General features: G+C 53.6%; 13 protein-coding genes and 3 pseudogenes. 5 read left to right on the top strand and 11 right to left on the bottom strand.

What is annotated here, in order from left to right; genetic code table 11:
* Window positions 1-5 precede the first annotated feature (5 nt).
* A complete protein-coding gene (locus tag NJQ44_RS16030) occupies window positions 6-1,748 on the bottom strand; it encodes a hypothetical protein (RefSeq protein ID WP_254272335.1) in 1,743 nt (580 codons plus the stop codon).
* Between the two features lie 218 nt (window positions 1,749-1,966).
* On the opposite strand from NJQ44_RS16030, the gene NJQ44_RS16025 reads away from it, so the two are divergent.
* Window positions 1,967-3,100: a glycosyltransferase gene (locus NJQ44_RS16025; RefSeq protein ID WP_254272334.1), complete on the top strand. Its 1,134-nt coding sequence runs from the start codon at window positions 1,967-1,969 to the stop codon at window positions 3,098-3,100.
* Between the two features lie 200 nt (window positions 3,101-3,300).
* Here NJQ44_RS16025 and NJQ44_RS16020 read toward each other — a convergent pair whose 3' ends face one another.
* Window positions 3,301-4,365: a glycosyltransferase family 4 protein gene (locus NJQ44_RS16020; RefSeq protein ID WP_254272333.1), complete on the bottom strand. Its 1,065-nt coding sequence runs from the start codon at window positions 4,363-4,365 to the stop codon at window positions 3,301-3,303.
* A gap of 143 nt (window positions 4,366-4,508) precedes the next feature.
* Here NJQ44_RS16020 and NJQ44_RS16015 point away from each other — a divergent pair.
* From NJQ44_RS16015 to NJQ44_RS16005, 3 pseudogenes are all read left to right on the top strand, one after another.
* Window positions 4,509-4,680, top strand: a pseudogene (locus NJQ44_RS16015) (IS5/IS1182 family transposase); the annotation flags it as partial.
* A 95-nt stretch (window positions 4,681-4,775) separates the two neighbouring features.
* A pseudogene (locus tag NJQ44_RS16010) lies at window positions 4,776-5,411 on the top strand (IS6 family transposase).
* A gap of 24 nt (window positions 5,412-5,435) precedes the next feature.
* Window positions 5,436-5,959: pseudogene (locus NJQ44_RS16005) on the top strand (transposase); the annotation flags it as partial.
* 126 nt (window positions 5,960-6,085) lie between these two features.
* On the opposite strand, the gene NJQ44_RS16000 reads toward NJQ44_RS16005, so the two are convergent.
* From NJQ44_RS16000 to NJQ44_RS19630, 6 genes are all read right to left on the bottom strand, one after another.
* On the bottom strand, window positions 6,086-7,132 hold the full coding sequence (locus NJQ44_RS16000) for a DUF354 domain-containing protein (RefSeq protein ID WP_254272332.1): 1,047 nt from the start codon (window positions 7,130-7,132) through the stop codon (window positions 6,086-6,088).
* Window positions 7,133-7,140: 8 nt separating this feature from the next.
* Window positions 7,141-8,442: a nucleotide sugar dehydrogenase gene (locus NJQ44_RS15995; protein WP_254272331.1), complete on the bottom strand. Its 1,302-nt coding sequence runs from the start codon at window positions 8,440-8,442 to the stop codon at window positions 7,141-7,143.
* The gene (gene wecB / locus NJQ44_RS15990) at window positions 8,439-9,554 is read right to left on the bottom strand and encodes a non-hydrolyzing UDP-N-acetylglucosamine 2-epimerase (RefSeq protein ID WP_254272330.1); all 1,116 of its coding nucleotides are present in this window, start codon (window positions 9,552-9,554) and stop codon (window positions 8,439-8,441) included. Before wecB ends, NJQ44_RS15995 begins: the two co-directional genes overlap by 4 nt.
* Before the next feature lie 19 nt (window positions 9,555-9,573).
* On the bottom strand, window positions 9,574-10,872 hold the full coding sequence (locus tag NJQ44_RS15985) for a glycosyltransferase family 2 protein (protein WP_254272329.1): 1,299 nt from the start codon (window positions 10,870-10,872) through the stop codon (window positions 9,574-9,576).
* A 90-nt stretch (window positions 10,873-10,962) separates the two neighbouring features.
* Entirely contained in the window at window positions 10,963-11,982 is a 1,020-nt protein-coding gene (locus tag NJQ44_RS15980; RefSeq protein WP_254272328.1) for a DUF1616 domain-containing protein, read from the bottom strand.
* Window positions 11,982-12,263 carry a TrbL/VirB6 family protein gene (locus NJQ44_RS19630; RefSeq protein ID WP_489146249.1) on the bottom strand — a complete coding sequence of 94 codons (282 nt, stop codon included), beginning with the start codon at window positions 12,261-12,263 and terminating at the stop codon, window positions 11,982-11,984. Before NJQ44_RS19630 ends, NJQ44_RS15980 begins: the two co-directional genes overlap by 1 nt.
* A 545-nt stretch (window positions 12,264-12,808) precedes the next feature.
* Between NJQ44_RS19630 and NJQ44_RS15975 the strand changes: the two genes are divergently transcribed.
* Window positions 12,809-13,267 carry a TRAM domain-containing protein gene (locus tag NJQ44_RS15975; RefSeq protein ID WP_254272327.1) on the top strand — a complete coding sequence of 153 codons (459 nt, stop codon included), beginning with the start codon at window positions 12,809-12,811 and terminating at the stop codon, window positions 13,265-13,267.
* A 208-nt stretch (window positions 13,268-13,475) separates the two neighbouring features.
* Here NJQ44_RS15975 and NJQ44_RS15970 read toward each other — a convergent pair whose 3' ends face one another.
* The 3 genes from NJQ44_RS15970 to NJQ44_RS15960 form a co-directional block, all read right to left on the bottom strand.
* Complete coding sequence (locus tag NJQ44_RS15970) at window positions 13,476-14,690, bottom strand: Cdc6/Cdc18 family protein (protein ID WP_254272326.1); 1,215 nt, start codon at window positions 14,688-14,690, stop codon at window positions 13,476-13,478.
* 773 nt (window positions 14,691-15,463) lie between these two features.
* Window positions 15,464-17,422, bottom strand: a complete 1,959-nt coding sequence (locus tag NJQ44_RS15965; RefSeq protein WP_431357795.1) for a VirB4 family type IV secretion system protein — start codon at window positions 17,420-17,422, stop codon at window positions 15,464-15,466.
* A 23-nt stretch (window positions 17,423-17,445) separates the two neighbouring features.
* Complete coding sequence (locus NJQ44_RS15960) at window positions 17,446-18,462, bottom strand: TraC-like domain-containing protein (protein ID WP_254272324.1); 1,017 nt, start codon at window positions 18,460-18,462, stop codon at window positions 17,446-17,448.
* Window positions 18,463-18,467: the final 5 nt, after the last annotated feature.

Here is an 18,467-nt window from a genome sequence, read left to right as displayed (position 1 = left end):
CGAATCTACATTACAGTATAAACGACGAAATTACCGCTCGAATATGTCCTACCCACGTGGTCTGTTGTGTTGAGATAAGCAAAATCAGACCTATTGTATCTAAACCCACCGAGCGTTTTGTCATAATACTGTCTGTCCATCCGTGTTACTACGATCTTTTGTCCACGGGGGTAAACGCTGTCAAGACTCTGATTCGCCATGTGTGATGGAATAAATGAGTACCGGGGTAGTCGATACGGTGTGCCGGAGTAGTTCAACTCACGCGTCTCTTCAACTCCATAGAGTGCATGTTTGTATCGCTGAGGTTGTGCACGTATCGCAGCGAAGTGGTTCTCCTCATTCCAGTACTCAAATGAGGTATCATAACCTTCCATTTGGGCTTGGGTGACATGCGCGTTTCGCTGGAAAATGTAGTTTGAATCGTGAATAGTTGCTCCGGAGAGTGTTAGGGCAAGCAAAAGAACAATCGCAACGACGGTATTTTTCGTAACACGTCGATCCATATGAAGGGTTTCACTCAGTTGGAACAGTCCGATGCCACCGGTCACAACGCCAAGTGCCAGCAGCGGAGTCAAGTTTCGGAATGACATGAATATCCCTGCTACAACTGAAAAAACAAAAAATATAAACAGTGTGACCATTCCACCAAACAATCTGAATGACCGCTTCGAAAATTCTTTCGAATAGTCGGTAAATGTATTTAAAATAAATATTGTTGAAGTGAGTGTGAAGATGATTGGTGCCGCGAATGCCCGTAGGGTAAGGGAAACTGGATTCACTCCAGCCTGAGTAGCCACACTAACAACCCCAGTAGTTACGCCTGCATTTCCCGGGTTGATATAAAATATACTAACAAGAATTATTCCAAGGGACCGGACAAGTTGCCCTTCAATCCACAACCAGACTATGAGCCCGAGAACCAGTATTGAAGAGATAAGATGGATCTTGCTCCGTTTCAACGCTGCATCTACGTCAGTCAGATATACAGTCGCTAATAGACCGACGGCATACAGTATCAGCGTCACTCCGCGGTGCGGGTGTAAAAGTGTGAGGACAAAACCAGTACAGATGACCAAAGCGTAATTCCGATACGACGGTTCGTCAACGGTCTTGTACAACAGGTAAGCTGGTAAGACGAAGTAGATAGCTGATTGCGAGGCGGGTTGGGCACTTACATTGGCCACGAGAATATTTATAATTGGGAAAAAACTCGTCGCTACGATTGCGACGATAATCGTTGGGCGACGGCGTCTAGTTATTGTCCGTGCGAAAAGTGGACAGGCTGCGACCAACACCAGCGTATAGCTCACCGCACCGAGGTAGATACCGTGACGGAGAGAGAAATCAGCCACGGTGCTCAGAGCAAGTGACTGGAGATGGAGAATGGGATATCTAAAGTTAGAAGGGTCAAGAGTTCCGGTGGCAATGTCTTGCAACCACCCAAGGTGAGTGAACGAGTCACCTGTCCCGTATATGTAGTATCCCCTGAATAGCGGGAGCAACAAGATGACAGTTCCGACAAGCAAGAGTGTTAATACTGATGCCAATTGGAGGGATGATTGACGGGATAGTGATACAATAACAGCAATTGCAACCGAGCCGAATAGGAGCCCCCAAACGATTGAAGGCGTCGATGTGTATAGGTTATACTCGTAGGTCACCGCCGGTGTCAAGTAGCTCAGCAAGACACCTGCGGCAATGGCTATATTACTGAGAATGAGCCAGAATTTTGCTCTCCGAATTACCACTATAGATTGATATCCCTCCAGTAGAAAATACATTGTGATTGCTCATATCGATGTAACTATATTGAAATGGAGCCATACTGATACAACCTGCATTTATCTCTGTTAGAGATACACCATTATAAACACAAAATACACTCACCTGATAATCTACCTGGAAAACGCTTCGTTCAAGTATGCAAGTTGAACGAAGAAGAATATTATAGCGTGGACTGTCAAATGTGGCCGTGCAAGATATGAGCGGCAACAATATCGTCATTGCTTCACATGCATTTCCCCCGCGAGAAACTGTCGGTGCTATCAGACCCGGGACGTTCGCTGACGTACTCCGTGAATATGGCTGGAATGTTGAGATAATCACTACTCCTGAGCCAAATCGGTGCCAGCAGGATGACGTGTTCCCAGCCGGGTCCTTGCTTCCAGAGAGCGTTGATTTCGGACGCCTCGGTTGGGCACCGATACTGGCTCATACGCTGTATCGGCGGATTCGTGTCCACCAGCCGGATGTAGTTTGGTTTACTGGGGCACCGTTTCCGCCAGCAATCGTACTTCCGGTATTGCAACGCCTCACATCTGTTCCCTACGTGCTAGATATGCGCGATCCATGGTTACTTGCACCATACAAAAATATCTCGTCACGATCGCAACAGTCGGTTCTAAAAGCGATGGAGAGTATTGTCCTCGAGAAAGCAAACGTAGTAACGACGACATCGGAACGGACATCAAAACGATACAGACAGCAATATCCTGAAACTGAATTCAGGACGGTCCGAAATGGTTTCCGAGCCAACCGGACGCTGAGGAACTCCAACAGACAATCCGAAGATACGCTTGAAATCGTTTGCCCGGGGAAAATTTATCAAGACGAGTCAGTACTGGCCGAGGCTCTTGTGCAACTTGCTCACAGGGATCCGCCCTCAGTCGCCTTCACACAGATTGGAAGACATTCTTCGACAATTGAGCGAATTACAAATGGTAGCAGACAGGTCAGGTACGAGTCAACGGACTACATCAATCATCAAACGCTCCTCGGCCTCATTTCGGAGGCAAATATTGGCCTGTTGACCAACCGGGATTCAGCGCAGATTCCAATGAAAACATATGACTATATCGCTGCCGACACGCCCATATTGGCGCTATGTTCAGAGGAAAGTTCGATAGGTGATGTCTTACGTCCATTCGAAGGAACTGGCTTCGTCGGAGAACCGACGCCAGAGCGTATCGCTAATACGGTCATCGCACTACAAGCGGAACAGTCGCTAACTAAGGGAGTTGACCGGTCCGAGTACTCTTTTCGCAGTCGCGGTGGGAAACTCCACAGAGTGTTGACAGAGGTGATAAAATCTGAATTCTGAGGGTCAGAAGTAATTATTGTCTGTTCTATGAGGGTTGGGCACATTATTATTAACTGACTTTCATGGTGGTAAGTTAATATTATATTTATATACTTGATGGGAAAATACTCTCCGCCTTCTCCTTCATTTATCATACTATTCTACAATCAAATTTGACACTCTTCGAGGGAACACCTAAATGTTCGGAAAATGAGCAGTCATCAGTAAAATTTATTGTATACTTCCTCTACCTTCTGACTTGACTGCGCCCAATTTAGTCTTGTTTCGATGATTTTTCGATTTCTACGTGCCATTTCAATGACAATTTCTGGTTCACCTAACAACTGGTGAAGAGACGAGGTAAATGCTTGGACATCACCTACTTGTTCTACTATTCCATTTCTTCTATGTTTGATTAATTCTGGTATACCTGAAGTATCTGTCGTGACTATTGCATTCCCGCCACCCATCGCTTCAACGATAGCGATTGGTGGACCTGCTTCAGAGTATGTTGGTAACATGAATACAAGTGATTCACTAAGCAAGCGGTGTTTCTCTTCTTCTGAGACGTAGCCGTGGTATTTGACAGAGCTGAACTCCTCATCAAGTTTTTCAAACTGGTCCTGTAACATACCGGTCCCAGCTAAATGGAACTTGACGTTGGTGTCGCCGCGATCAAGTACTTCACGAATTATCTCATCTAGATCAAGTATTCCTTTCCGATAAATAATATCGGAAATGAAGGTAATTCGTAATGGATTTGTCTGGTATTGTGGGTCGTAGGCCTCTGGCTCGACCGAGTGATGAATATGTGTAATCTTCTCATCTTCAGCCAGTGAGCTGATAGAGTCCCGTGAATATTCAGATATTGTTAGGATCTCATCTGAAATACTGAAAACTAGTCTCGTCACTTGGCGTTGCCAGAATGAAGCGGACTGTACGAACTGATCAAATTCAGATCCATGTACGTGGAAAACAAGTGGTCTTCTCCAGATATATTTTGTAATTAATGAATATATGATACTCCTGTAAAAATCTAGTCCGAAGCTGGCATGCACGTGGACGATATCCGTTCGGTGTCGCACAAGAAACCTGACCAAGCAATACGCAGAATAAATAGCCGCAACGAAAACTGCACCGGGCCAATCCTTATCTAAGGATCCAACATGGTGCGTATGTACATTAACATCATCAGAAAGGTTTTTTGTTAGATCTTCAATGTACTGAGACATGCCGCCTCTCGTGTGATTAACAGGCCCAACCATAATGACTGACAATTTTTCCATGATGTCAATAACCGGCTTGCCATTATATGTGTTCTTGTACTAGGATAGCAATTCCACTCTATTGAGTGGCTCTGATCACCACTTAACAGCGTTGGGTTCAACCGTCAGAACTAGGAAAATGAAGCAGGAAATGATCGATATCTCTGTCGAAAATCTCCTTCTTCAAGAGAAACCTCTATCAATTAGCTAAAAAATGCTGTTAGTGGACGAGGTGAAGTCGCCGCTTCGCAAAGCGGTGGTGGATTCGGAAAGTATTCTGTGGTGTCGATACATTATCTGTGGGCTTACCTAGAGAAATCCTACCGAGAAGCACTTGTTTCCTGAGTGGTGTGATATACATTTTCGGGGAGATCTGTCCGTAGTGTTCAGATAAGGATTGAAGAGTGAGGCACGGCGGTTTTGAAGTGTCTATGCCTAAAAACGCCGGCCTCAGCGGTAATCTTGACCAAATCGACTTAGATTTTGTGGAGCGAGAAGCGACACCGGAGCTGCTGATGAAGCTGAGTATTCAGTTGCATCTGGCTGGACTATCACTTTCGAATACTGTCTCAGTTCTTGAGATATTCGATGTCCAACGCGGTCGGTCAACTGTACATAATTGGGTTCACAAAGCAAATTTACAGCCCGAAGATGGACGGTCTCCGGATCACGTTGCGGTTGACGAGACTGTGATCCAACTCAACGATGAGAAGTATTGGCTGTACGCCGCTGTCGATCCGCAAACGAACAGATTACTCCATACGAAGCTAAGACCAACCACAACGACGGTTCTCACCCATTCACTCCTCACCGAGCTCAGTGAGAAACACGACGTCAACGACGCCGTGTTTCTCGTCGATGGCTCCAAATCGTTACAAGCTGCGTGTCAACGACATGGCTTCGATTTCAGATACGAAAAACATGGAAATCGGAATGCTGTCGAACGTGTCTTCAGAGAAATAAAACGCTGAACTATCTGTTTCTCAAACTGTTTCAGCAACGCCGAAGCAGAAACAGCCGACGATTGGCTCAGATCATTCAGCTTCGCATGGAATCAGCTTATCTGAACACGATGGATCTGTCGCGTTTGGGCCAATCTTCCCGACCATTCCACATAATCAGGTGGCTTGACAGAACAAAGATCGACTCGTCCAGCGGTCTCGTTGCTATTGATGCGACATTTTTCGGCGGTGAAAACGATAACAAAAACTGCCGCAGCCGGGCAAATTCCGGGTTCAGGCACTCAAAGCGACAGCTCTCATCGACACAGAAATCCAAGCCATTCTGGACGTTCACTGTACGACCGAGAAACGCCAAGACACACAGTACGGCTAGCAGGTCGCCAGCTTTGGGGCGGGGCGATCTAGCCAACATCTTTGCCGACAAAGGCTACGACTGGATGGAATTAAGTGAAAAATTCTGCGAAGACGGCGTAAGACCGCTAACCAAATATCGTGAGTAGCGGCCCAGATCCCGCCAGTATCTGTGAGACTGTCTTCTCGCCCATCAAGCGCACGTTCGGCGACGCCATGCGTGCACAAACTTGGTACGGTGAATTTCGTGAATTCGCCTTGATGTGGGACGTTCAAACATGAATCATGCTCTGAAACCGTGAAACCAAACCATGTCTGGCGATTTATCACATCCTTTTTATTTAGTGAACTGTCTTGATGTCGTCAAGCGTTTCACGAAATCATATTACTAGGAGTATCCCGTCCTTCTGGTGTCGGATTCCGCACCTTCATGTGCTTTTGGCGAGCAGACTGGCCACCAAGTCCACAACCTCGTTACGGACCATACGGGCTTGTCCACGACCGGGAGCGGCATCCTGCTGATCAATCGAGTTGATATAGTCGAGTATCGCCTCCGGCTCACGTGAGTGAAAGATCCGTCCTTCTGCTTCCATCTCTTTATCGACAGACAACAGCGTGTTCGGGAAGAAGGAGACGGCCGGTTTCTCCATACAGGCCGCCTCGCGTGCCATCGTCCCCGAACCGGTGAGCATACAGCGACAGTGCCACGCCAACTGGAGCCCGTTGAGGGCGGCGTCAGGGACGTACACCTGCTGGTCGTCGTACGGATCTGCGTGGACCTCGTCACCGCGTCCGCGGGGCAGATACACGACTGAAAGGTCACGCTCGGCGGCCCCCTCTAGGAGGTCGGGCACCAGCGAGCGCTCGGCATCGACGTAGGCCGCATCCAGTGCCTCGGGACGGATCACGATGTACTCCTCGAAGGGGAACTGGTCAGTGAAGTTTGGGTCAGGTTCGAAATCGGCGATGTAGATGTCCTCCTTGTACCCGTCGTAGGTGTGGACGCTGTCAGGGTCTGCACCGCGCTTGGTCAGCTCCTCGGTTTCGAAGGCGGCTGGAACGACGTTGTGGGTCGCCATCGCCTCCAGCCGGTTGTAAAGCTTCTCGTATTCAAGCCCATCGACGTGGGCGGTGATATCATTGTCCGTGAAGTGAATCGATGGAATCCCGCGGGCTTTGGACGCGAGCACGCACATCGCATTCCGGGAGGACAGCGAGATGTCGGCGTCGGGCGCGGAGACCGCGAGCTGCCCTGTCCGGAGCGGGATGCCGACCTTCCGCAACAGCGGGTTGTCGAAATCCCGTCCAAGGACACTGTAATCGAAGCCGACTTCAGCTGCTAAATCGACCGTTTCGGTCTTGTTCCGGACAGTGGTCCGGAAGTCGACGTTTGGAATCTCCGAGGTTAAGGCGTGGAAGAAGAACGGATGGGATGGACTTGCGAGGTCTATCCATCCAGTCATCGTAGCTGACATACTGGTACTCAGATACGCCGCAATGAGAACCCTTCTGATATCCACTCACGTTCCGGGAGCATATCTTTCGTATCCACGAGGAGGTCCCCAGCCATCGATTCGCATAGTTCTGCTGGCACCAATTCGGCGAACTCATCGTGGTCAGTAGTAATGACGACGGCGTCCGCATCGTTGACGGCCGCCTCGAAGTCGACGAGATGCAGAATTTGGTCATCGACGTGGGGGTCGTGGAGTCGCACATCGACACCGTCGCTATCCGACTGTATCCCGCCGTCGGCCGTCGCTTCCGGTGCTTCGGCGACAGCCTCTTGCAGTTCGTGTGCTAGGTCCAGCGCTGGACTCTGTCGAGTATCGCCGACGTTGCCCTTGTACGCGACACCGAGCAGTGCGATCCGCTTGCCGTCCAACGTACCGAGTTCTTTCCGGAGGATGTCGACGATGTGGCCGGCCATCCCGTCGTTGATCGTTCGCGCAGTGCGTATCAGGTCGAGCTGGTCGGAGCCATGGCCGAGGAACCACGGGTCTATCGGGAGACAGTGGCCACCAACACCCGGCCCGGGTTGGTGGAGGTCGACGCGAGGGTGTGTATTCGCCATCTCGATGGCCTCACGGGAGTCGATATCGTAGTCGGCGCCGATGAGCGCCAGTTCGTTCGCCAGCGCGATGTTGACATCCCGATAGGTGTTCTGGATGAGCTTGACGAACTCGGCCGTTGTCGCGTTTTCCGTCGTGTAGATCTCCCCGTCGACGAAGGACTTATACAGTCGAACGGCGGCCTCAGTCGAAACCCCGTTGACCCCACCAATGATACGGTCGTTCCCTTTGAGTTCGGTAATAATGTCCCCTGGGAGGACAGTCTCGGGACAGTGGACGAGTGCGAAATCTGCACCCGCGTTGAGCCCGGACTGTTCGAGGGCTGGCTGTAGCGTCTCGACAGTCGTACCTGGAGGGACGGTCGATTCAAGGATAACCGTATCGCCAGTCCTGAGATGCGGGGCGATGGCCTCGCCAGCGGCCTCCACGTAGTCAAGTGTCGGCTCTTTGCTCTCGTCGTCGAACGGCGTCGGGACAGCGATAATGTGATACTTCGCCTCACCGACCTCGTTGCTCACGGTCAGGTTGCCAGATTCAAGCGCTTGTGTGACGAACGCGCGAAGTCCGGGTTCCTCGATATGGATATCGCCGTCGTCTAGGCCCTCAATAATCTCCTCGTCGGTGTCGTACCCGGTGACCTCGTGTTCATAGTTGGCGAACATCGCTGCCGTCGGCAACCCGATGTATCCGAGTCCGTGGACGAATATCGTGCTCATTGTGGGACTTGCTGACCGTCTACCGACCGTTCACTTACCGTGTCAAGTATCTGTTCCGATGCTGTTCCGTTGCCAAATGGGTTCTCCCACTCAGTCGTTCTCTCGTACATCTCAACTGCCCCCGTTCTGATTTCGTTCGGGTTGACGCCGACCAACCGGTTCGCGCCGACATCGATGGTCTCGGGGCGCTCGGTGTTGTCCCGGAGTGTCACACAGGGGACACCGAGAATACATGCTTCCTCTTGCACGCCGCCAGAGTCGGTGAGAATCACCGACGCAGTCCGCTCCAGTTCGAGGAAGTCCAGATAGTCTTGTGGGTCGACCAACTGCACGCAGTCAGGAATCGTCAGGTCGAAGTCGTTAAGTCGCTGTTGTGCGCGCGGGTGAATCGGATACACAACCTCGTGGCCAAGCGCTGAGGCAGCCCGCTCAACGCCTGCGAATAGGTCAGCGAACCGGCCCCGGTCGTCTACGTTCTCCGCTCGGTGGGCCGTTAGCAGTATGAACTCCTCCGGTGCAAGCCCTAGTTCATCGAGAACGGTGCTCTTTTTCGCGGCGAAGTCGCTGTGTCGCTGGGCGGCGTCGACGATCGTGTTCCCGGTCACGTGTATCCGTTCTTCGTCCAAGCCCTCACTCCGAAGGTAGTCGGCCGATGTCGCCGTCGGTGCGAACAGATAGTCCGCCACGTGGTCGGCAAGAACACGGTTCGTCTCTTCAGGCATCTCCCGGTCGAAGCTCCGGAGCCCAGCCTCGACGTGTCCGATTTCGACTGGAAGCTTGCTCGCGGCGATCGTACCGGCGAGTACCGAGTTCGTGTCGCCTTGGACGAGTACCACATCGGGTTCTATATCGAGGAGAACCGCCTCAATCTCGGCGAGCATCGCACCGGTCTGCTCGCCGTGTGAGCCCGAGCCGACACTGAGATGGTAGTCCGGCTCTGGGAGCTCCAGTTGGTCGAAAAAGACGCTATCAAGCTCTTCTGAATAGTGCTGGCCCGTGTGGATGAGTGTACACGGAATGTCATGTTGATGGCACGCCCGGATAACGGGAGAGAGTTTGATGATTTCCGGGCGTGTGCCGAGGACAATCGCAATGTGCGTGTTATTGTTCATGAATTGTTGAAGGCTGGCGTCATTGTGACTCGGACTCATCGAGTTGTTCGAGCATGTTGCTTATACGGTTCAGTACGAGGCCGAGGAACAGTCCAATCGCCCCGATGACTGTCGAAAAGCCACTAACGAGCACTTTCGCGGGATAGAACTGACCGGTGTTCCGGAAGACAAGAACGGCATCGATGCCGTAATATGCTCCGATAGTCAGGAAAACCAGTCCGGGGAGGCCGAAAAACAGCAGTGGATGGCGGTCACGAACGAGTTGAAGGATGAAAATGACGACCGTCAGCCCATGCCGGAGCGGGTTCTGAGTCTGGCCGTCAATGCCCTCGTAACGGGCCTCTATAGGCCGTTCAGTAATAGACAGGTCATTCCGGGAGGCGAGGTCTATCATCTCCGTCTCGACCCCGAAGTTGTCCGTCGTAACCGCCAGTTCGTCGACTGCACGGGGAGACAAGGCCCGAAAACCGCTCTGGGAGTCAGTCACGCGCGTTTTCGACGGACCGAGGGTCAGGATATCCAGAATACGCTGGCCGACACGTCGATAGGCCGGTGTTTCATCCTCGGTGGAGTCGTCGAGATACCGGCTTCCGATGACCAGGTCAGCCTTACCGTCGTGTATCGGCTCTGCGATCCGTGGAATTTCGTCGGGGTCGTGCTGGCCGTCCCCGTCTAGCAACACAAACGTGTCGAACTCTCGTTCACGAACAGTCTCGAACAGCGTCTGGATAGCTGCACCCTTTCCCCTGTTTTCCTCGTGTTCGATGACCGTTGCACCGGCTGCTTTCGCGACCCCGACGGTGTCGTCGGAGCTCCCGTCGTCGATGACGATTACCTCGCTTGCGACCGATTTTGCCAATAAGACGATGCTACCGATACCAACTTCCTCGTTGTACGCCGGAATGCCGATAATCAGGTTCGACTCCGTCTCGTACTCGATATCAGCCGGAACGATGTATTCGGAACTGTTCTGGAGTCGGGCATTGCTAGACTCGAAATCGAGACGTTCCCCGGGCGATTCGAGATGGATGATACCGGGAAAACCATACTCGCGGGCAAGCGACCGGGAGTGCTCTTGGATAGGTCGGTTCGGGTCGTGCTCGACAACGGTGGCATCAAGCTGCCGAGTGAATTCGGCGATCTCCGAATCGCGGTCCTTACAGTAAACGAATACGTAGTGGCCGTGTTCCTTGGCCCGAAGAATCGTCGTAAGAACGCCCTCGCCCACGTGGTCGTCAGCCACCGAAATCACAACGACAGCCCGGTCACGGGCAGTTACGAGCGATGCGTCGTGTTTCTGATTCGTTGCCTCAGTCATTGGACACTGTCTATCAGTTACGAGGTTTGTTACTGTCCAAGGTTAAATACTAGATGGTTTGGTAATCTGTTGTTAGGACCAGGAAAGCCGTTACTGGGCAGTAACGTTAACCCAAATGTAGTTCGACCGGTAAGCCGAGTCTATATCTCGCTGTGGTGCTGGGTCATCCTTGTACAGCAGGTACGTCATGCGGAGATTCGTTCCCGTCGTGGTCGGCGTTATCTCGTGTGGCCGGTGCCACGTCTCGTTGTCTGCAACCGTCGGTGAGAACCGAGCCAAATCGGTTGACTCTCTAACGACCGTTTCGTTGTCGACAGCTTCGATCCGCTGGAGCGCGACAATGATGGTGTAACTCGTCCGTTCGTTCTCCTGGTTACCAACACCAACGACGAGTTCCTTGCTCTCACCAACCGTGAGTTCGGTCGGGTAGCCACTGGCGACGAGTTCGCCATCGTCGTTCTCCGTTAGCAGATAGAACTCGCTGAACGACTCGCCTTGTACTGGAACAGCGACAGCATAGACGATAGAGCCAGAGGCCAGTAACAGGCTACAAACTAACAAGATATTCAGTGCGGAATCGAGACGTGTTTCCGGCGAGATTAGCGCGTCGTGGCTATCAGAGACCCACTCTCGGTACGGGACCGAGAATCGCTCGTCTTCGGGGAGTGCTTGTCTGCGCAGTGAAGCAATGACGGTCGCAGCCGTGGTGAAGCCACCGACACCGACGAGGATGGGAGCCAGTCGAATCCCCCACGGAGTGAAGTTCAAGGCTAGGCCAATCAGCGGGACGACTGCGATGCTCAACCCGAACGAGAGCGCGACTCGCTCGATGCCGTCGATACCGGTGTTGATCTCATTTTCCTCTGCTGCGTCCGGAGGCGAGCCGGCTTCAGGAAACAGCGCTGCAATGAGGGCATACCCGGGTAGAAACAGGACAAGAGGCAGTCCGAAGACGACTCGAATCGGCGTCTCGCTGACGACCGGTACTGTCGCAAACAGCGTCGTGAGAACGACGAGAGCAAGCGTAGCAGCCAAGTCAGCAGGAAGCTCTCTGACGGAACGTGGGAGAAGTAGCCAGAGCTTCGAGTCTCTCGCTGACGGGCTGCTCATCAATGGTGCGTACAGCGGAGCCGCTGAAAAGTTCCTCGGTCTCTGACCTGCCGATGGCGAAATGCGTTACCAGCCATGAAGAACAACGCCCCGGCTTGCCAGAACAGCACGAATGACGAGATGACAGAGCGGAGCGGCGTTAAAATAGCGAATACTAGCTGTCCTGCGCCGCCGATTGAGAGGGCAACTGATGAACCAAGGAGCTGTCCGACCCGAAGGAGCAGGGCAACAAGCGAGGTCATGAACAAGAACGGGACGTAAAATCCGGCCGGCCGTTTCACCGACTACGAAGACAGACCATATGGCCCGATATCAGGTGCATTATCAAGACCAAAAGATAGAGAACAACCTGGCGAGTCAGATACACAGCGCGAGGATTAGCAAAAATGGCAGTTCGACCGTTAGTGAGAGTGAAAACTGAGGATACCGATAGATGTTATCGAGAGGTATCAAACAGTGAGGTGTGCTCAAGAAAGGAGAGCAGGAATTTGCTTAGGCCGTCGACGAGTCGGAATAAGTGGATGGCAATCGTCCGGGCTTCGGGCGTCAGCGTGAACTCGCTGCCAGCCTGTGTGATGAAGTTCAAGGCGGGGTCGTAATGTTGCGAATGTCGCACAGCCGTCTCGAAAGAGCCGAGGGGGAGGTCGAATCATCCATCCGATAGTGTATCTCACCTATGACGAATATGACTGATGCTGATCACATTGATCACTCCCCAGACGGCTGAGAACTGGCTGTCGTTCGGGTCCGTCATCGAGAGGTTTGGTGACCTCGTGTTATCGAGCGTATCAAATCTGTTATTATCCTTCAGTACGAATATGGATAGATGACTGAAATTCCATCCTCGCTGCGTCTGCTGTTCGAAACAGAACTCGAACGGGACGGTGACCGCTACGTACTGCCCATCCCGTCCGAACTCATTGACGGGGGCTCTATTTCGACCGACGAAACCTACCGGATCGCACTGTTGGCGGCACAGGAAGCAGGGTCCGACGAGACCGCGTCGACGCCACGACAGACGATTGAGAAGGAGGAGACATCGTCTCCGTCCCCGTCGCCGTCTCCGACTTCGGAGGTACAGACTCCACCGGTGACAGAAGGCGAGACTCGCTCGGTGACTATCGACACGCTGGGCGACCAAGGCGACGGCATCGCCAAGGTCGAACGCGGGTTCATCGTCATCGTCCCGGGCACGCAACCGGGCGACCAGGCGAAAGTCGAGATTACAGACGTTCGTGATACGGTCGCTTTCGCCGAGCCAATCGAGGACCCGACGGTCAGGTAATTGTCGGCGGCCGCTCGCTTGGGGTCTGATGATGCGCGAATGGGCGTAGACTGGCGAAAGATCGGGTGACCGAATGGACAGAATGGGATACGCCGACCAAGCCCATATTCTGGATTCGGTGAGGGGTACCACGAATGATTCCTGTAAGACCGATTTCAACCCCCTCCCCCCTCGCAACGAGTGTAAGCGGAAGAAAGGGTAGGTCCCCTTAATCTGTCTTTGCGCGGCCAAGTGCTTGGAGGACGATTTCCGGGTCCTGCAATAACCGATGTTCAAGATAGCTCCCTTCTCCACGTCCACCACCGGTGTGATTGGATTCGGTGATTCCAAGGAAAGATTGCTCTTTCAGCAGCCGATAGACACGCTCTTCTGAGAGTGGCTCTGCCCCGTCTTCGTCGGCAAAGTTCGAATAGACGTTGTAGATACGATGCGTGCGAAAAACGTCTGTCTTCGGTGTCTCGACGGTCAGTACAGCCAGTGCATGAAGGATATATTTGACATGCGGAGTCGTCCCCTCAATGAGTGATTGGAATCGATTGATCGCTGCACGTTCGACTGCTTCATCGACGTGTGTTGATGTGACTGTCTGTTCCCTCGCTGTTTCTGCTAAGCGACCTGCCTCGTACAGTGTGTCGATTGCTTTTCTGGCATCACCGTGTGCTCTTGCGGCGAGTGCTGCGACCTTTGGAATAACCTCTTCCTCCAGAACATCCTCCTCAAATGCGTCTGCCCGACTATTCAGTATTTCTCGGAGTTGCCCTGCGTCGTAAGGATCGAAGATGAGTTCCTTATCCTGCAAACTGGAGTTTAGACGCTCGTTCAGTCGGTCTCTGAATTCGACTTTGTTGCTGATACAGATAACCCCGATGTACGCACTTGCTTTGCCACTCTCTTTGGCGCGAGAGAGACTCCGTAGTAACTCGTCGTCATCCAATGTGTCGATCTCGTCGAGAATGACGACAAACGAATTGACATTATTATACTTGAGTGTCTTCCAAGTTATATCGCGATAGTCTGCAGCTGCGAGACCGGATTGGGGAACATCGCCGTTAATGTTCAGATTCGATGCGAGACTGTGGGCCATCTCCCGACTGGCCTGTGCATCGGTTCGGTAGTCCGAACAATCGACGTAGGCAAACTGGAAGGCGACATCGTTCCGTTCAGCTTCCAATTTGGCTTCCCGGGTGACACACCGGGCAACGAGTGATTTTCCCGTCCCCGTCTTCCCGTAGATTGTCGTCGTCTCGGGTGGACCACCAATGGTGGCTGGGCCGAGCGCCTGTCCAAGTGCTCTCACCTCGTTATCTCGCCCAACGATACGTGATAACTCCGGGACGTGTCCGATACGAACAAGCTCTCGATTCGCGAAGATTGACCCCGTCGAGAAAATGTTGTCTTCGTCGTCATTGTCTCTGTGTTCCATGAGGTATTTCACGCATACGTGATACCGATAAAATCTCCCGTAATGAGGCGGTATGGTGGATGAGTCGACCGAATCTTCTGATCATCCCTGAGCGAGGGTGACCACTATGACTGCTTCATTCTAAATCTCATTGTCATTTCGATTCTGGGACACCGTATTTAGGTTTACACTCGTTGCGAGGGGGGAGGGGGTATGGTGGTATGAGGATCCCATCCTGACATCGGGGGTACCGTCTTGGATGTACTACCTACCAATCCCGCGTTACACTCGTTACGAGGGGGGAGGGGGTGACGAAGTTTGTTGCTCCGTTTCTCGGTTCCATTCCGAGTGAGGGCCCTGTATGTTCGAATCCCAACTATGGAGAGCGCACTCATCACCCCGTAGTCACAGAGAAACAACTCTGTCACGTCGACTGAATCTGTGCACTGGTTCGTACTCTCGTTCGACATATAAGCGTGGGTAGCACTCGCAATAACGTGGTCATCGTCTGTAGACGAGTTCGCATGTCTTCGGTCGCGGCTTATGAGTCCCGTCGACGCCGAGGATATGTCTTTCTAGATGCCCTCGATATGCTCCCAGATAGAGCCCACCGAGTGCCCACACGCGATCGGATTCACGTGATTTTCCGAGCAGACACCAATCGCAGGAGGGACTGCCGTTATCGATTCTTCGGTGCTGGATGCTCGCTCACCCACACAGTGACTTTGAGGCAGTGTGAGTGGCTCGTACCGGAAACCCAACTCACACTCGATGTGTGATGTCCAATAATTCAGTCACGCAGCACCTCCATCAATAGCTTCCACCTCGAACGCGCTCGCCCGGACCCGCAACGGGAACCATCCCTCTTCGTCGATACCCAACAATGCTTCCGAATACCCATCCTCTTCGTTCCCGGCTTTCGCCGTCCGGACCCAGTTCACCTCACGCTCGCTCAGGTCGAACCATTCGGCCAACTTCTCGGCCTCCTCGTTCACGCGGTGAATCAGCGTCATTGAACAGAGACTTGCAATCGTCCGGGCTTCAGGCGTCAGCGCGAACTCGCCGCCGGTCTGGGTGATGAAGTGCAACGAGAGGTCGTAATGTCGCGAGTGTCGCACAGCCGTCTCCAGAAAGTCGAGCGAGGTCGAATCTCCCATCAGATAGTGCGCTTCGTCAATCGCGAAGATCACGCGTTTCTCGGTCTGTTTCGCCCGCTCATACACGGCGTTGAACAGCACCTGCATCATCAGACTCGTCTCGGTGCGACCGCGAGCGCCTTCTTCTTGATGGAGATCCAGATAGATAACGTTCGCATCGAGGTCGAACTCCGTCGGCCGTGCGAGATTCGACAAATCCCCGCCTTGGCGGAAAGAGGGCCGAAGGTCTTTCAGGAGTGATTGGGCGTCGGCTTCGACGCTCGTTTGCTCGCCCTCGGTGGTGTATCCGAACGCCGCTGGTGAGGCGAGCAGTTCCTCAAGTGTCTCGATGAGGTCGCGAATCGTTGGCGACGGCTTCGAATGTGTCCCCGGATCGCGCGTAATCCCTGCTCGCTCGTAGGTCTCTTGGACTGCGCGTCTGAGCGTTTGCTTGCGCTCGTCAAGTGGATTGTTCGCGACGTGTGCGAAGAATGTCTCGAAAAAGGACATCGCCCACGAAATCTGCTCGGCCCACGGATCGAGGTCTGGGACCGACGCCAGTACGTCGGCGGGCGTCGGTTGCAATTCCAGCGGGTTGAACCCGCGCGTCCCGCCAACAGTCACGCATTCCCCACCGAGTGCGTCGTTCACGCCCGCGAACCCGCGCAGAGGATCGAGCATGATGAGCACCGTCTCGGGGTCGTACATTGCCCGGCGAACTAACTGGAGCTTCGTCGAGAAGGATTTCCCCGCCCCGAGCTTCCCGATGACCATCGTACAATACCCAGTCTCACGCGCAAAGCGATCCAGAATCAGCGGGCTCTCATTCAGTGCATACGTCCCGTATTCGATACCGGGTTCGGCAAACGCCCCGGAGACGAATGGAAACATCGCGCCGACCGCACCCGCGAGCATAGGTGTCTGCGTCGAGAGCGACGCCTCCAGTCTGTTCTCGCCGATAGGGCTCGTGGAGATGAGCGTCTGGAGTTGCTGCCAGCGCGGCGTCACGGGGGTGAGATTGGCCGGGGGCTGTCTGGCGGTCTTTCGGACGGCACTTCCCGAAAGGGAATCACGGTCGTCGGCGCGACTCGTCAGATACGTCGCGACATCGAAGGCCTGCATGGAGCTATTCCTGAGCGTATCGTAGAGGTCGCGATAATCTTCGAGATCTTTCTGGAGGCCGCGGGCACCGGCGCGGCGTTTCTCTTCTAAGTATTCGACATCCGCCTCTAACTCCTCCATATGGTTTTCCAGCGAGTGAAGTGTCGCCTCTGTGTCTCGCGGGTCGACGTGAATCGAGATATCGGTCTCTCGCGTCTCCGGGGCGGCATACAGTCGTTCGAGAAAGCCGTCCATCGGTGTCTCTGGATACTCCGCAATCCATCGCGAGCGCACCCACGTCTCGCCGACGCGGACGCTGTTTGGGTTCGTCTCGATACCGGACGGTCCGATGAGCGAGGCGTGAATATCGCCGAGATCAGGGAGGGCTTTGATCGAGGGAGGGTACGAAACGTCGATATCGTCCGTTGTACGAGGCTCCGTCGATGTGCCAGACTCCGAATCGTCCTGCGACTCGACCGAACCCTCAGGACTCCCATTCGTCGGCGTCGCTGCCATGAGCGATGCGAGTACTTGGGAAATCACTGTTTCTTCCCCCGCACGACTGGCGTCCCTCGAGCAAGCTGTGACAGCGTCTCGGGTCGATACGTCTCGTTCGTCCAGAACTCACCCACCACACCCAGTGCTTCGTGTGCGTCGAGCCGCTTTGCCCCGCATCCCTCGATATCGCGAATACCGGCTTCAACACGCCGCAAGCGACTATCGAGTTCGTCGAGCATCGCCTGGCGCTCGTCGGCGAGTCGCGGTGCGAACCACGCGCTGACGAACAGGCCGAGTAGCGGTATCGCCGCTATTTGTTGTAAGAGACTCTCGCTATCGAACTGTACTTCGGCTGGGGTGACGGGAACCACGACGTAGTGATCGCGGATGGTCATCTGCCGTGCATCCATCTCCGTTTCGTACCACGTGGTGTAAGCGTCTATGAGGCCCGCAAGCTTCGGATTCGCTCGGACATCTGGGTCTGCTAATCGCTCTTCGTAGTGAGCGAGATACGCTTCGACGGGGAACGCTTGGGTGGTCGAATATAGCTGTATCGGGAACTCGACGGTCGTGTTCAAGAAGTCGGCAAAGGCGTCGGCGCGTTCACCCCACTCCTCACTCGTCGCTAGCGCCATATTCGGCGGGTCGACCTGCACCAACCCAACAAAGGCACCATCGGTCCGTTCGAGTGCATCATGTTCTGAGTGAATCCGTTCGAGTTGTGTCTGCTCTTTTGCGGCAGCAACGTCGTACTCCGTCGGTGCTCGGAGTGACGCCACGTATGCCCCAACCCAGTCGATGCTCGACGTGTACGATGGGGTGAGGTAGACGAACACCGCCCCGACGAGTATCGCCCCACCGGCCAACGGCAGGGTGAGTGTCTGGAGTGCGTACCCACCAACAGTGAGTGACTCGGGGAGGATGACCTGTACGAGCAAGACGACCACGACGGCTGGAAATAGGCCGACCGCGGCGTCTGAGAGGGTGTAGGTTCCAAAGAGCGTTGCCTCGGTTCCGAGGAACTTCGGGATTCGCTTTGCGGGGTCTCGATGTGACATTGAAT

The sequence above is a fragment of the Haloarcula marina genome, assembly GCF_024218775.1.
In the GTDB taxonomy this organism is placed as follows: Archaea; Halobacteriota; Halobacteria; order Halobacteriales; family Haloarculaceae; genus Haloarcula; species Haloarcula marina.
Note: the sequence above shows the minus strand (reverse complement) of the source record. Positions and strands in the feature narration are given on the sequence as shown.